Raw genomic sequence first — 14,141 nt, 5'->3', positions numbered from 1 at the left:
TCTCCCTCCTCGTCAACCAGCCAGTGTTACCAACGTCCCGGCCGAGTACAGCTAGACGCACGGGCGCCGCCACCGAACGGGTCGGTGGCGGCGCCGCGGACAGGTCAGGCCTGCTTCATGGATCCCGTCTCCAGGAACCGGCGGTGCCAGGAGTGGGCCTGGCTCAGGTCGTGAGGCGTGTGCTCGGAGTTGGCGACGGCCTCGGCGCGGGCCACGTACTCCCACAACTGATCGCGGAAGTCCGGGTGGGCACAGTTCTCGATGACCACCTTGGCGCGCTGCTTGGGGGACAGCCCCCGCAGGTCGGCCAGGCCCTGCTCGGTGATGATGACCTGGACGTCATGCTCGGTGTGGTCGTGATGGCTGACCATGGGCACGATCGCCGAGATGTCGCCGTTCTTGGCCAGCGAGGGGGACACGAACACCGAGATGAACGCGTTGCGAGTGAAGTCGCCCGACCCGCCGATGCCGTTCTGCATCTTGGAGCCCATGATGTGGGTCGAGTTCACGTTGCCGTAGATGTCGGCCTCGATCATGCCGTTGCAGGCGATGACACCGAGTCGGCGGATGACCTCCGGGTTGTTCGAGATCTCCTGCGGCCGCAGCACGATGTGATTGCGGTAGAAGCTCGCCTTCTCGTTCATCAGGTGGGCGGCGTCGGGTGACAGCGAGAAAGCCGTCGCGGAGGCGACCAGCAGCTTGCCGGAGTCGATCATGTCGACCATGCCGTCCTGGATCACCTCGGTGTAGGAGGTGAGCCGCTCGAACGGGCCCTCATTGAGGCCGACCAGCACGGCGTTGGCGATGTTGCCCACACCGGACTGCATCGGGAGGAGGTCCTTGGGCAGGCGACCCTGCTTGACCTCGTTGCCGAGGAAGTCGAGCAGGTTCTCCGCGATGGTCTTGGAGTCCTGATCCAGCGGCTTGAACGGCGAGTTGCGATCCGGTGCGTCGCTCTCGACGACCGCCACGACGCGGTCCCAGTCGATGTCGAAGAACTTGGAGCCGATCCGGTCACCGGCGCTGGTGATCGGGATCGGGATGTTGTGGGGCGGCGTCTTCATGGAATAGACGTCGTGCATGCCTTCGAGGTCCTCGGATTGCCACGAGTTCACCTCGAGGATGATCTTGTCGGCCTTCTCCAAGTACACGTTGTTGTTGCCGATGGAGGACGACGGCAAGACAGTGCCATCCTCGTTGACGCGGGCGACCTCGATGACGGCGGCGTCCAGGTTCCCCCAGAAGCCGTGACGGACCTGAGGGCCCGAGTGCGACAGGTGAACGTCGCTGTACTCCGAGACGCCGGCGTTGATCTTTCCGCGCATGACCGGGTCGGACTGGTAGGGCATGCGCATCGAGATGCCGTCGACCGCCGCCAGCGCGCCGTCGTGCTCGGGTGCGGTCGAGGCGCCGGTGTACGACGCGATGGAGAAGGGTTTGCCCGCCTCGTGCGCTGCCCGCATCTGCTCGGCGAGAGCGCCGGGGACAGCCTTCGGGTATCCGGCACCGGTGAAGCCTGAGAAGCCGACTCGGTCACCGTCCTGGATCTTCTGCGCGGCGTCCTCCGCAGACATGAGTTTCGCGCGGGCCTTGTCGTTGCCAATTCGCGACATGTACTTCCTCCCTGAATGATGGCGCTCTTGGCGTCAGCCTAGCGGGGCGTCCCCTTGTGCACGAGGAGAATCGGAGGGTCCCCCTGCGTGCCGCGCGGAGCCGCGGCGGGCGGCTTCGTGCGCGCCACGTATCCTGAAGCGGAAAGGGGGTCCGCGTGACGCCAGACCATTCCGCGATGCCCGCATCGCAGGGAGACGCGCTGCACGACCCTGAGGAGTCCGCAGGGGAGGCGCCTGCCCCGCGACGGCGTCAGCTCCCGCTGGTGCTGGCCGTCCTGGGGAACCTGGTGGTCGCCTTGGTCATGGTGTCCCTCGTCCAGGCGTTCCTGGTCCGGGTGCACAACGTCGCTTCCGGGTCGATGGAGCAGACGCTGGCGGTGAGTGACCGGGTTCTTTCGTCCGACCTGCCGTACCTGTCGTCGTCACCGCAACTGGGCGACGTGATCATCTTCGGGCACGGGCTCACGTGGAATGACGAGGCCCTGCCTGCCACCGATGACCCGGTCGAGGGCGCCGCCCGGTTGTTCGGAGACATCACCGGGATCGGCACCTCCAGCCGGGTCTACACGGTGAAGCGAGTGCTGGGACGGCCAGGCGATCAGGTGTCGTGTTGTGACGCCAACGGTCGCGTCGTCGTCAATGGGATGGCGATGGTGGAGCCGTACGTGTACGAGGATCTCCCGTTTGAAGTGGGCGTGCTGGACTGTTCCACCACCCCGGCGTCTGCGCGCTGCTTCGGGCCGGTGACGGTCCCCCGTGACAGCTATTTCGTCCTCGGCGACCATCGCTCGAACTCGGCCGACTCGGCGGCCCAGTGCCGGGGGAATCGGCGAAGCGAGTGCGCCACCCTGGTGCCCGCCGCGCGGATCACCGGCAAGGTGATCGCCAAGGCGTGGCCGCCCGGGCCGATCTGATCGGAAACGTCGTAGGGCCCCGACCGTTCGCGGTCGGGGCCCTACGACGTGGTCAGGGCGTCAGGCGAGCGTGATGCGCTGCTTGAGGCAGTGGATCTCGCCCGGGCGCAGCACGACGGGTGCATCGAGCACGTTCGCCGCCTCGATGCACAGCATCTGGTGCCACTCGTCGTCACCGAAGTCCGACATCGCGGCGGCCTTGTCGATCCAGGGATTCCACACGACGGTGTTGGCCGACCCGGACTTGCTGATGACCAGGTCGCGTCCCAGGACCGGATCATGGACGACGACCTCGGCGGTGCTGGCGTACACGCGGTCGGTCTCGCCGGTGATGGTGAGATCCCCCGATTGCACCTCGCCCTCGGTGCCCGCCACCTTGTCGACGTAGGTCTCCTGATCGAGGCCGCGGATGGTGACCTGGGCGACGTCACCCACGTGCAGGTAGGTGTGCAGGGCCTCGTCGAAGGTGATCTCTTCGCTGCCGACGTTCTCCACGCGCAGTTCCAGGCCCAGGTACTCGGGGGTGAACTTTGCCTGGAAGACCGCCCGGTAGGGGTGCGGCCACTGGGCCTGATCGCCGGTCATGGACTCGTTGAGGGTGTACTCGACGATGAACCGGCCGTCGCGATCAAGGGTGTCCTTGACGTCGGACATGTGCCAGTTCTGCAGGCGGGCGAAGCCGTGCATCGGGTACAGGTCGCCGTGGCGGCCGGGGCCGAACCACGGGAAGCAGATCGGAACGCCGCCTCGGAGCGGCTGCCCCTCGGCGAACCAGGACTTCTCGCTCATCCAGATGACCGGCTCGGCACCCGCAGGCTGCCAGGACCACACCTGCGCGCCTTGGTCGAAGATGCCATAGTGCCCGCTGGTGCCTTGCTTGGCCTCGACACCCCGAAGTGGGTTGTCGGTGATCTCATACGCCATCGGTGGGACCTCCCGGAGTTGTGGACTACTGCCAACGAGCCTAGTCCGGGAGGGCCACGCGATGCGCCGGGTTGGTCAAAACCCGTGTCGCGTCCCAGACGTGCTCACGGACCAGCTCAGGGGCGGATGCGGCGGCACTCCAGATAGAACCGCTTGTCGTGCCCATGGCCCATGGAGAAGGTCTTGCGGGGGAAAGGGCCGTCCACCGCGACGGAGGCGAAGAAGTCCTCCTTGGCGATCCCGGGCAACAGAATGCCGAGCGCGTCCGGTGCGCGGCCGAGCCGGTCGACCACGTCGCCTTCGTGGATGTAGTCGGCTTCGGCGTGGGGGTGCTCGGCCAGCCAGCCGTCCACGAATGCCTGCACGGTGCCGACGGCGAGTTGATGGCTCGGCGTCCGGGCCTCCACCACCGCGACTCCGGCGGCGCTGACCAGGGCGAAGACCTGGCCGGTTGCGTCGGCGACGGCATCGCGGGCGGCGGCTGCGTCGGGCACCGGGGTCACGATGCCGCCCACCGCGGCGACGAGCGCGTCGGCCAGGCCGGGGGCGTGGGTGACGAGGCGGTGGATCGGCTCGAAGTGCAGTGACGGATCATGCAGGTTGACGAGTTCGACGAGCGCGTAACGGGCGGGGTGGTCCGGGCCCGCCCCGGATGCCTTGTGCTCGGCCCAGATCGTCGCGGCCGCCGCGAGCGAGTGATTGCCGTCCCCCACGGCCAGGAGCAGCGGCGCATCCGCCGCCAGGCCGTACCGGCGCGCGTAGGCCTCGGGGGTGACCAGTGCGGCCAGCGCCGCCAAGGTGGCCGCCTGCACATCGGGGTCCTCGACGAGGAAGCCGCGCAGGTGCCCCGATCCGGCCATCAGGTCGGCGTCGTAGGCGGTACGCAGGGTGTCGCGGGCGGCGTCGACTGCGGCGAGCACGGCACCGTCCGGGTCGTCGTAGAGGACCAAGACGTGGGGGAGTTCCAGGTCGGCATCTCGCCGGACCGCCACGCGGGGAGGCAGCCGGTCGATCACGGTTCCCTCGGTGGCGCGGATCGGCGTCCGGGCCTGGGGCCGAAAGTCGTAGGCGTCCAGGTCGATCTCGACGAGCAGTCCGCGCTGGACGCCGCGGCTCACCTGCCGCTCCACGTACAGCAAGGCCTCGTGCGCTTCGAGGATGCCCTCGGCCTCGTAGCGGCGCATCGTCTCCTGGCAGGCGGCCACGCGCTCGGCGACGTCCGGCGCGTGCAGGTACAGCTCGGGCAGGATCATGCGCAGCGTGGAGGGGGCATCGCCAACGACGTCCTCCACCTCCGCCCAGTAGTCCGGCTCGGCGGTGAACTGATCGCAGGCGATCACCGCCCAGCGCGCGATGTCGATGCCGGGCTGCGGCAGCAGCACACGGGGCACCCGCACGGCGGAAGCCTGATCGTCCATGACGTCCCTGTCCTCTCGTCGTGGCTCGGGGAGCGGCCCTCGCCGAGCCCTCGGACTCGCCCGCAGCCTACCGATAGGCGTGTCGGGACAAGGCCCGTCCAGGAGGATGCCCTGCGCAGTGGCCCCGCCACAGGTTCGCCAGGCAGCGCTGGTGTGCGGTCCGGCGTGCGCGGGCAGCCCTCGCCGGACCGCTGGGTGTGGCGTCTCGTCGGCCCGGCGAGGTCACCGTCCGGTCAGGGCAGGGCGGCGGCCAACCTGGCCTGGAACCCCGGACGTTCGAGCACGTCGCGGTTGACGACGTGGGCGGGGACGCGTCCCTCGGCGACGTCGAGGATCGCCTGGACGCAGCTTCCACCGTTGCCCCGGGACATCTCCGACGTCCAGGCGAGCGCGTGGGGGGCCAGGGTGACGTTCGGCAGGAGTTCGATACCCGAGGTGGGGGGCTCCGTGGCGAACACGTCGAGTCCGGCGGCCCGGATCCGTCCGGCCCGCAGCGCGTCGACCAGAGCGATTTCATCGACGATGGGGCCGCGCGCGACGTTGATCAGCACGGCGGTGCTGCGCATGGCCGCGAGGAAGGCATGGTCCACGAGGTGTCGTGTGGCCGGGGTCAGCGCGGCCATGACGACGACGGCGTCCGACCGCGCGGCCAGTTCCTCGCGTGAGACCAGTTCGACGTGCAGCGCGCGCGCCCGCTCGGGTGGGCAGAAGGGGTCGTGACCGAGCACCCGGACTCCGAAGGGGGCCAGCAGCCCGACCAGGTCGGATCCCGTGTTGCCGACGCCGATCAGGCCGACGGTGATGCCGGACAGCCCCAGGCCCATGTGCTGGTCGCGTTCTGCCCAGCGGTGCTCGCGCACCAGGCGGTCCTTGACGGCGACGTTGCCCAGCACGGCGAGCAGCATCGTGAGGGCTGCGGTGGCCACGGGGCGGCGCGCCCCGTCCGGCGTGATGGTGACCGCGACGTCGTGGGCCGTGCAGCCGTCCAGATCGACGGTGTCATAGCCGACCCCGAACCTAGCCAGCACGCGTGGCCGGGGTGTCCCGTCCCGGAAGGAGTTGGCGGTGACGGCCGGTGCGGCGAAGATCACGCCGTCGTAGGGAGCCAGGTCCTCGGGGGTGAAGGCGTCGACGACGCGGGGCAGGTACTCCCAGGAATGGCCGGCCTCGGTCAGCCGGTCGAGGCAGATGTCTCCCCAGACGTTGCGGTCCTGGGCGTCGAGAAAGTCGCGTGAGACCCCCACGGTGAAGGCCGTCATGATGCGTCCGCCGTCATCCCGGTGCCCGCGGTGGGGGAGTTCACGCCTGGTGTACCGCCCGGGTGGCAGTGGCTGATCCGAGCCGCACACGCATAGTCTTGCGGGAATGGGGGTCGGCCCATCGCGGGAATCTGGGGGAGCCGTTGGGCTTGCTCGGCGTCCATGAGTACACACCACTCCTTCGGGGGGTCAACTGCTGCTCTGTCTAGCAGCACCGACCACTATACTGTGTTCAGTCCAATATGTTGTTCAAGGGGTTCATGTGGCAGCGGAACGAAGCGCCGTCCCGGCGATCACGCGTGCGATGCGCATCATCGAGTTGCTCGCGGAGGCGGGGCAGGCGGGGGCCAGCGTGGCGGACATCGCGGCGACCACCGGGATCGCGAAGTCCTCCGCGGCGCTGATCTGCGGCGTGCTGGAGGAGGAGAAGCTCGCGGGGCGCTCGGATGGTCGCTATCGGCTGGGGCCCCGGTTCCTGACGCTGGCGCGGGACTACCTCTCGACGGTAGATCGCCTCGACGAGTTCTATGCCGAGGTCAGGCGGCAACCCACCCTCGCGCAGGAGTCGGCGCGTCTGGCCATCCTCGAGGGTACCGAGGTGATCTACCTCGCGCGCTATGAGGCGGGACGCCCGTTGCGGCTCACGGGGCAGATCGGCGACCGCTTTCCTGCCACGGTAACCGCTACTGGCAAGGCACTTCTCTCGACATTGTCCGATGGGGTGGTGAAGGATCGGTATCGGGAGCAGGTGCTGCCGCGCTACACCGAGCACAGCATCCAGACGTTGCCGCAGCTGCTGGAGGATCTGGCGCTGTGTCGCGAGCGGGGCTATGCGATGGACGACGAGGAGACCAACTTCGGGTTCGTCTGCTTCGCCATCCCTGTCATCGACACGCCAGGGTCGCCGGCCCGCTTCTCGGTCAGTACCACCATGAGCAAGCAGCGCGCCGACGAGGTGTCTCCGGGGGTGGTGGTCGCTGAACTGGTGCAGGTCGCCGACGTGTTCCGTGATCCCCTGGTGGGGCAGAGCTTCTAGCGACGCGGACCCTCGGCCCGGCCCTTCGATCTGGAGGGTCGGGCCTTTCTGTGTCGTCTCCCCCGACTTGCATCCCGGGAGGCGCTGGTCCAGTATGATGGCTGCCATCCATGATAGTGGACACAAGGTAGTTCCACTGAAGGGGTAGGGGTCGATGGTCGGAAGCGCAGGACTTCGGGTGACGCCAGCGAGTGACGTCGTCCTCGTGGTCACGGGCTCCCGTCAGCCAGCCGAGGCTGGCAGCGACCAGTGCGCGAAGTGTCCAGGAACGACGAACCAGAAGTGAGAAAAGACAATGTCGAGTAGCAAGACGCTGACTCAGGTCATCCAAGAACAGGGGAAGTGCTTCCTCGTTCCGTGCGTGTACGACTGTGCCTCCAACCGTGCGGTGGAGATGTGTGGCTTCCCGGTCAGCCTGCTGAGCGGCGGGGAGGTGTCGATCAGCCTGAACGGGGTCATCGACTACGGGTTCACCAACCTGACCGATCTCGAGTGGGTCATCAGCCGTGTCGCGACGACGAGCTCGATGCCGCTGATCGCCGACGTCGAGGACGGATTCGGGGGACCCCTGGCGGTCTACCGCTCGTCCAAGCGGCTCGCGGCGGCCGGGGCTGCTGCCCTCCAGCTGGAGGATGCAGGCGACATGGAGGACTCGACGAAGATCCTCCCCCGCGATAAGTACATGGCCAAGGTGAAGGCGGCTCTGGCGGCGTTGGAGGGAACCGACTGCCTGCTGATCGCGCGGACCAACGCCGATCCTGATGACCCTGAGGAGATGAAGGAGGGCTGCGAACGCCTGAAGGAGGCTATGGACCTCGGCGCCCAGCTCGCGATGTTCGTCAAGATCACGACCTACGAGCAGGCCGCCGAGATGGCGGCGATCGTGCCGGGCTGGAAGATCTTCGCTGATGTCCGGGCCGACAACGGAGCCCCGGCGGTCACCATGGATCAGCTCACCGATCTCGGTTTCGTGATGTGCTCGACCCACTACACGATGAAGGCGGCCATGGAGGGCATGCTCGAGCACGGGCTGCAGAACTTCAAGAACCAGAGCGTGGAATACACGTTCACGCACGCGTCCGGGACGGGAAAGCCCGACTTCAGCGCGTCCCCCATGTTCGAGCCGCAGCAGTATCTGGAACTGGAGAACTCCTTCACCGGAGGGGGCAAGGAATACACGATCGTCGGGCACAAGGTCGACGAGTTCCCCGAAGGCTTCGTCAGCGTGCCCATCGAGGAACGGCTCTAGGCCGCGCGGCGACCTCCCCGGCGTAAACAAAGGTGTGACGCGTGATTAATCTCATCGTGGTTCTGATCGGATTGGCCCTGTTGCTGATCCTGACGCTGCGCAAGATCAATGTGGCCGTGGCCGCCCTGGTCAGCGTGGTCTTCATCATCGTTTTCAGCGGCCTTCCTGTTCTTCAGACGCTGAACGATAGCTACCTCACCGGCTTCGTGAACTTCTTGAAGTCGGTGTGGTTGATGCTGCTGCTGGGGGCGATCCTCTCCAAGATCATGGACGTTTCGGGTGCGGCGCGCTCGATCGCCCAGTTGATCATCCGGGGAATCGGCCCGCGCTGGGCGATCCCGGCCATCATCCTCGCCGGCGGCCTGCTGACCTATGGTGGCGTCCAGTCGATGGTGGCGTGCTTCGCCTTGTACCCGATTGCCCTCGCCGTCTTCAGGAACGCGAATCTCCCGCGCTACCTCATCCCGGCCGCTATCGGTACGGGCATCTTCACCTGGGTGTACATGCTCCCGGGGAGCCCAGCCATCGTGAACATCATTCCGACCAAGTACCTGGGAACCACTCCGATGGCAGCCCCGGCGCTGGGCCTGATCGCCGCGGGTCTGCAGTTGGTGCTGAGCTTGGTCTACCTGGAATGGGTCGTGCGCAAGTCGCGGCGTCTGGGCGAGGGGTTCCTCCCCGACGACTCGACCATGCTCGCGCTGGAGAACTCCGATGCGCTGGAGCGGGAGGGGAGCCTCCCCAACCCGTGGCTCTCGTTGGTGCCGCTGGCGAGCATCGCCGTCGTCTTGAACGTGTTCGGCCAGGACATCTCCTTGGCGTTGCTGGTCGGAATCGTGTTGAGCTGCGTCTTCTTCTGGAAGAACCTCTTCACCGGCAAGATCGACCTCGTGACGACGCTGTCGGACGTCACGAACCAGGCGGCCATCCTCGCGATCGTCTCCTCCTCCATCGTCGGAATCGGCAGTGTGGTTCAGGTCACCCCGAGCTTCAAGGGCGTGGTCGATGCGATGCTGGCGTCCAGCGGAACGGTGGATCCGATCATCATCTTCGGTGCGGCGTCGGCGGTCCTGGCGGGCCTGTGCGCCTCCCAGATGGGAGGGCTCTCCACCGCGCTGGCCGCGCTGGCGGATCCCTTCCTGGCGATGGGCGTTGATCCTGAGGTCATGCACCGCATCGGTGTGATCGCCTCGAACTCGCTGGATTCCCTGCCCCACAGCGGTGGCATCGTCGCGGTGCTCGCGATCTCGGGGGTCTCCTACAAGGAGGGCTATTCGCACCTGTTCATGACCACGGTGCTCATCACCATTGTGGTCGCGGTCGTGTCGATCCCGTTGGCCGCGGTCCTGTATTAGCCGACGGCGTGCGGCACGCCGACGGCTCGGCGACGAAGGGCGGGTGTCTCGTGCGGTCTCGCGCGAGGTGCCCGCCCTCGTCTCATCCCTGCCGGTCGCCCGGGACGACGGACTGCTGACTCGGGTACTGATCCTGGCGCAGGACGCCGACCGGGCAGGAGACACCGGTGGCGTGGATGGGGCAGTAGCCGCCCGGATTCTTGAACAGGTACTGCTGGTGCGGCGCCTCGGCATAGTAGAACGGCGGGGCGTCCTCGACCTCGGTGGTGATCGGGCCGTAGCCCGCGGCGGACAACGCGGGCTGATACTCCGCGATGAGGGAGTCGGCAACGGCACGCTGCTGCGTACTGGTCGTGAAGAGCGCGGAGCGGTACTGACTGCCGACGTCGTTGCCCTGGCGCATGCCTTGCGTCGGGTCGTGGTTCTCCAGGAAGACTCGCACCAGGTCGGCATAGCTGACCTGGGTGGGATCGAACACCACCTTCACGGTCTCGGCGTGCCCGGTGAGCCCGGAACACACCTCCTCGTAGGTGGGGTTGGGGGTGAACCCGCCCTGATATCCGACAGCGGTGTTCACCACGCCGGGCGTTGACCAGAACAGTTTCTCGGCGCCCCAGAAGCAGCCGAGGGCGAAGTAGGCGACCTCGGTTCCTGCGGGGACCTCGGTGAGGTCGCGGCCGAAGACGTCGTGGGTCGCCCCTGAAGGGAGGATCGCCTGCGTGCGTCCAGGCAACGCGGAGGACGCGTCCGTGGGGCGTGCGGGAGTGCGGAAGCCGAACATGCCTCGAGGCTACCCGGGGCCTGGATCGCCCTGAACGCGACGCCACCGGCACCCGGTCAGCGCAGCCCTCGTCTGCGCAGCGCGTCGCCGTAGGCGCCCTCGAAACCGGCCCCCGGGTCCCGCAGGAGTGTCAGCGTCGCCTCGGCGTGGGCGGCGAGCGGAGCGGAGAGCCCGTCGCGCGCCTCAGTGAGCAGGTCGACCACGCCATCGCTGAGGAGGGCCAGGTCGACCAGCGCCCGCGACAGGCTCTTCTTGACCTCGGCGTCGCCGCGCCCCAGGTGCGCGAGCAGCGTCTCGGCGAGGTCGCCCTCCCGTCCGCGCGGCACGATCCCGACGGCCACCCGCCAGGCCGCGCGCGCCACCTCGTCGTCGGGGTCGCACAGCAGCGCGGGAAAGACCCAGGCCCACGCCTGCGGCACCACTAGCTTCGAGAGGGTGTGGAGCGCCTGGCTGCGCGCTTGGGTGGTGGGGGACTCCAGCGCGGTGCGCAACGCGGGCACGGTCACCTCGCGAGGGGCCTGCACCAGCGCCCACGTCAGCGTGTCGCGGACGAAGAAGTCGGGCTCCACCGCGCAGCGATCGAGCAGCAGATCCACCAGCCCCGGATCAGGGTGGGTACCTGCCGTCAGGGCGGCACGCAGCCGCACGGAGGCCACGGGGCTGCCCAGGTCGGCCGCCGCGCGGGCGGTGCGGGTGTCGGTCGTCTCGGCGTCATCCATGCCGGGCAGGCTGCTGCTTCACGCCGCGTCAAGGTCAACCCGGCGGTCGCCCACAACGGCGCCCCGCGATGTCGGGGCTGCTACGGGGGAGGTCAGGGTCGGACGCGGGGTGGCGGGGTTGTCGCGTCGGCGGCCCACGGGGAGACTGGATTCATCACGCGGAAGGCACCCTGAGCGGTGCAGCTTTCGCGCAGCAACGCCTTGGTCGGCTAGCGCGGACGCGCTCCGGCCCCGGATGGAGGAGTGAGGATGACCGAACAGCAGCACGAGCAGGAACGCCGCGACGAGGACGCCGTGACCCCGCCGGTCGCGGACGCCGAAGCGCCGCACGGTGAGGTGAATGCCTCCGCGACCCCGCACGACCCGACCCTGACGCAGGGGGAGAAGTTCACCCCGGAGAAGCTCGGTGATGCGGCGATCAAGTTCGCCACCGAGACGGTGTATGCCGCTGCCGGGCTGGCGAACGTGGTCGCCGAGAAGGCCAAGGAGTTCTACGACTCGCAGCGCAAGCAGATCGCCGAGAACACCCCCGAGGGTGTCGACCCCAACTTCCGGCAGTTCGTCGACTCGATGCCGGACCAGTTCAAGACGTTCATGGATGACGCCACCAAGGCCTTCCATGATCTCTCCGAGCGTGGCCGCACCACGATGGGGGACTTCCAAGAGCAGGTGCAGACCGCGTGGAAGCAGTGGGAGGACCAGCAGCGCGATCAGCGTGCGGCCGCCGATGAGATGACCGGTGCCTTCGATCTCAAGGACGCGGCCGAGGCCACCTCCGACGCCGAATCCGCCGTGGCGCCGGAGGAGCCGGTGACGTCCCAGGCCCCCGACGCCGGCTTCGATGCACCGGCCGAGGTAGGCGAGGTTCCCGTCGAGGAGTATCCCGGCGAGGGGAAGGGTGACGTTCGCAACGACTGAGGTGCCTCCGCGGCGGCCTCGCCGCGGACCCTGTTCAGACGGCCTCGTGCGGGATCGCCCGCGCGAGGCCGTCGACGCGTTCGGCACCGGGCAGCCCCAGCAGGGTGGCGGCGGGCACGAACAGCTTCGAGCCGCGGATCCCGGACCCGATGCACAGCCACGGCTGATCGGCGACGGCCCCGTCGACCCAGACCGGCCAGTCGGCGGGGACGCCGACCGGGGTGATGCCCCCATACTCCATGCCCGTGCGGCTGACCGTCTCCTCCAGCGGAGCGAAGGACGCCTTGCGGGCGTCGAGGCGCTTGCGCACCACCCCGTTGACGTCGATCCGCCGGGTCGCCAGGGTCATGCAGACCGCGAATCGCTCGGTCTCGCCGCGCACGCCGCGGACGACCACCGCGTTGGCCGAGGCCGCCAGCGGAACCCCGTAGTGGGCGCAGAAGTTCTCGGTGTCGGCGAGGTCGGCGTCGATGGCTGCCACATACGCCTCCAGCCCGGAGGCGGTGAGCGCCGCGGTCACGGGCTCGGCCAGCAGGTCGGGACGGCTCAGGGCGGCGAAGCAGGTCAGCGTTCCCAGGACGGCGGCAGGAGGTGTGCTCACCTGTCTCATGCTGGCACGTGGGCCCCATGACCCATGCGGGTGTCCGAGCATCGACCCCGACCACTGGCGCTCGGTGGGGGCGGCAGACATCCGCGCGGTGAACGTCGCCCGAGCGTTCCGGGCGCCGTGGCTAGGGTTTTGGGCATGGCGTTCCTCGACCCCGTGACACTGCAGGCCGGAGGCGTCCGGCTCGAGCCGCTCGGCCTCCATCACGCCGGACCGCTCGCCGATGCGATGGGGGACGATGACCCCGCCAAGGAGTGGTTCGCCCGCACGCCGTCGGCCGCCGACGTGGCCTCCGACATCGACGCGAAACTCCAGGCGGCAGCGGCCGGGCAGTGGCTGCCGTTCGCGGTCCTGAACGAGGGGACGGCCGTCGGCAGCACGTCCTACCTGCACCCGCAATCCGACATCCCCTCCGTCGAGATCGGAGCCACATGGCTCGGTCCCGCGGCACGTAGGACGGGCGTGAACACGGTGGCGAAGACGCTCCTGCTGACGCACGCCTTCGAAACATGGGGATGTCGTCGGGTGGCGTTCCGGGCAACGTGGTTCAATCGCGCCTCACGCGCGGCGATCGAGCGGCTCGGCGCCACCTTCGAGGGCCGCATCCGCAATGACCGGGTCACCCGGGAGGGCCTGGTGACCGATTCCGCCCAGTACTCCATCACGGACGCGGAGTGGCCAGCCGTGCGGCGCCACCTTGAGTACCTGAGCCTGCGCGGCTGAGCCGAAGACGGCGTCCCGGGCCCTGCTCCTCAGGCCGCGGCGTCCGCCTGCTTCACCAGGGAACCCGCCTGCTTCACCAGGGAACGCAGCCGCAGGCTCGCGATGATCGCGGCGATCCCGTAGACGAGGGCGAGGGCGCCGAACATGATCGCGGCCGTGGTCAGGACGCTGGCGGGGGCGAACAGGGTCAGGATGCCGCACAGGATGCCGATCACCCCCACGAGGATGAGCATCCATTCGCCGGTGACGAACCGTCGGATGCGCAGGGCGGTGGCGATCTGCGCGATGCCGGAGGCAACGAACCACACGGCCAAGATGATGGCCAGGGCCTGCAGGGTCGCGAAGATGTTGGTCAGCGCGACAACGCCGGCCACGAGGCTGATCAGACCGAAGATGCCGAAGAGCGCTCGTTCACCGCCGGTGGCGCCCTGCACGGAGAAGGCGTTGATGATCAGGCCGATCCCGTCGAAGATCAGCCAGAAGCCGATGAAGGCGGCGACCACCGCGAGCGTGAGTCCCGGCCAGACCATGGTGGTCAGGCCCGCGAGGGCGGCGATGATCCCCCGGGCAAGAACCCAGGGCCAGGTACGTGCGACGAAGGTGAGCATGACTGCGTTCCTTTCGT

Annotated in this window: 14 protein-coding genes; 6 read left to right on the top strand and 8 right to left on the bottom strand. The window is 68.2% G+C overall.

What is annotated here, in order from left to right:
- Positions 1-104 precede the first annotated feature (104 nt).
- Entirely contained in the window at positions 105-1,613 is a 1,509-nt protein-coding gene (locus V7E09_RS10745; RefSeq protein ID WP_324512137.1) for an acetyl-CoA hydrolase/transferase family protein, read from the bottom strand.
- A 176-nt stretch (positions 1,614-1,789) separates the two neighbouring features.
- Between V7E09_RS10745 and lepB the strand changes: the two genes are divergently transcribed.
- On the top strand, positions 1,790-2,527 hold the full coding sequence (lepB, locus tag V7E09_RS10740) for a signal peptidase I (protein WP_324512136.1): 738 nt from the start codon (positions 1,790-1,792) through the stop codon (positions 2,525-2,527).
- Between the two features lie 60 nt (positions 2,528-2,587).
- Here the strand turns inward: lepB and V7E09_RS10735 are convergent, their stop codons facing one another.
- The 3 genes from V7E09_RS10735 to V7E09_RS10725 form a co-directional block, all read right to left on the bottom strand.
- Positions 2,588-3,451 carry a D-hexose-6-phosphate mutarotase gene (locus V7E09_RS10735; protein ID WP_324512135.1) on the bottom strand — a complete coding sequence of 288 codons (864 nt, stop codon included), beginning with the start codon at positions 3,449-3,451 and terminating at the stop codon, positions 2,588-2,590.
- A gap of 116 nt (positions 3,452-3,567) precedes the next feature.
- Positions 3,568-4,869 carry a DUF1015 domain-containing protein gene (locus V7E09_RS10730; protein WP_324523369.1) on the bottom strand — a complete coding sequence of 434 codons (1,302 nt, stop codon included), beginning with the start codon at positions 4,867-4,869 and terminating at the stop codon, positions 3,568-3,570.
- Between the two features lie 233 nt (positions 4,870-5,102).
- Positions 5,103-6,128, bottom strand: coding sequence for an NAD(P)-dependent oxidoreductase (locus V7E09_RS10725; RefSeq protein ID WP_324523368.1), 1,026 nt, complete (start codon positions 6,126-6,128; stop codon positions 5,103-5,105).
- Between the two features lie 262 nt (positions 6,129-6,390).
- Here V7E09_RS10725 and V7E09_RS10720 point away from each other — a divergent pair, with 262 nt between their 5' ends.
- The 3 genes from V7E09_RS10720 to V7E09_RS10710 all read left to right on the top strand — a co-directional run bounded on the left by V7E09_RS10720 (position 6,391) and on the right by V7E09_RS10710 (position 9,768).
- Positions 6,391-7,164: an IclR family transcriptional regulator gene (locus V7E09_RS10720; RefSeq protein WP_324512131.1), complete on the top strand. Its 774-nt coding sequence runs from the start codon at positions 6,391-6,393 to the stop codon at positions 7,162-7,164.
- A 295-nt stretch (positions 7,165-7,459) separates the two neighbouring features.
- Entirely contained in the window at positions 7,460-8,413 is a 954-nt protein-coding gene (locus V7E09_RS10715; RefSeq protein ID WP_324512130.1) for an isocitrate lyase/phosphoenolpyruvate mutase family protein, read from the top strand.
- 41 nt (positions 8,414-8,454) lie between these two features.
- Complete coding sequence (locus V7E09_RS10710) at positions 8,455-9,768, top strand: GntP family permease (RefSeq protein ID WP_324512129.1); 1,314 nt, start codon at positions 8,455-8,457, stop codon at positions 9,766-9,768.
- A gap of 82 nt (positions 9,769-9,850) precedes the next feature.
- On the opposite strand, the gene msrA is transcribed toward V7E09_RS10710, so the two are convergent.
- Positions 9,851-10,549: a peptide-methionine (S)-S-oxide reductase MsrA gene (msrA, locus tag V7E09_RS10705; protein ID WP_324512128.1), complete on the bottom strand. Its 699-nt coding sequence runs from the start codon at positions 10,547-10,549 to the stop codon at positions 9,851-9,853.
- A gap of 56 nt (positions 10,550-10,605) precedes the next feature.
- Complete coding sequence (locus V7E09_RS10700) at positions 10,606-11,268, bottom strand: HEAT repeat domain-containing protein (RefSeq protein WP_324512127.1); 663 nt, start codon at positions 11,266-11,268, stop codon at positions 10,606-10,608.
- Between the two features lie 249 nt (positions 11,269-11,517).
- On the opposite strand from V7E09_RS10700, the gene V7E09_RS10695 reads away from it, so the two are divergent.
- The gene (locus V7E09_RS10695) at positions 11,518-12,186 is read left to right on the top strand and encodes a hypothetical protein (protein ID WP_324523367.1); all 669 of its coding nucleotides are present in this window, start codon (positions 11,518-11,520) and stop codon (positions 12,184-12,186) included.
- 34 nt (positions 12,187-12,220) lie between these two features.
- Here the strand turns inward: V7E09_RS10695 and V7E09_RS10690 are convergent, their stop codons facing one another.
- Positions 12,221-12,787, bottom strand: a complete 567-nt coding sequence (locus V7E09_RS10690) for a YbaK/EbsC family protein (RefSeq protein WP_324512125.1) — start codon at positions 12,785-12,787, stop codon at positions 12,221-12,223.
- 144 nt (positions 12,788-12,931) lie between these two features.
- Between V7E09_RS10690 and V7E09_RS10685 the strand changes: the two genes are divergently transcribed.
- Positions 12,932-13,516 (top strand): GNAT family N-acetyltransferase, encoded by a 585-nt coding sequence (locus V7E09_RS10685; RefSeq protein WP_324512124.1) that lies wholly within the window; start codon positions 12,932-12,934, stop codon positions 13,514-13,516.
- Positions 13,517-13,545: 29 nt separating this feature from the next.
- Here the strand turns inward: V7E09_RS10685 and V7E09_RS10680 are convergent.
- A partial coding sequence (locus V7E09_RS10680; RefSeq protein WP_324523366.1) for an HdeD family acid-resistance protein occupies positions 13,546-14,141 on the bottom strand: 596 nt, incomplete at its 5' end.

Source organism: Propioniciclava sp., from assembly GCF_036744435.1.
Taxonomy (GTDB): domain Bacteria; phylum Actinomycetota; class Actinomycetes; order Propionibacteriales; family Propionibacteriaceae; genus Propioniciclava.
Note: the sequence above shows the minus strand (reverse complement) of the source record. Positions and strands in the feature narration are given on the sequence as shown.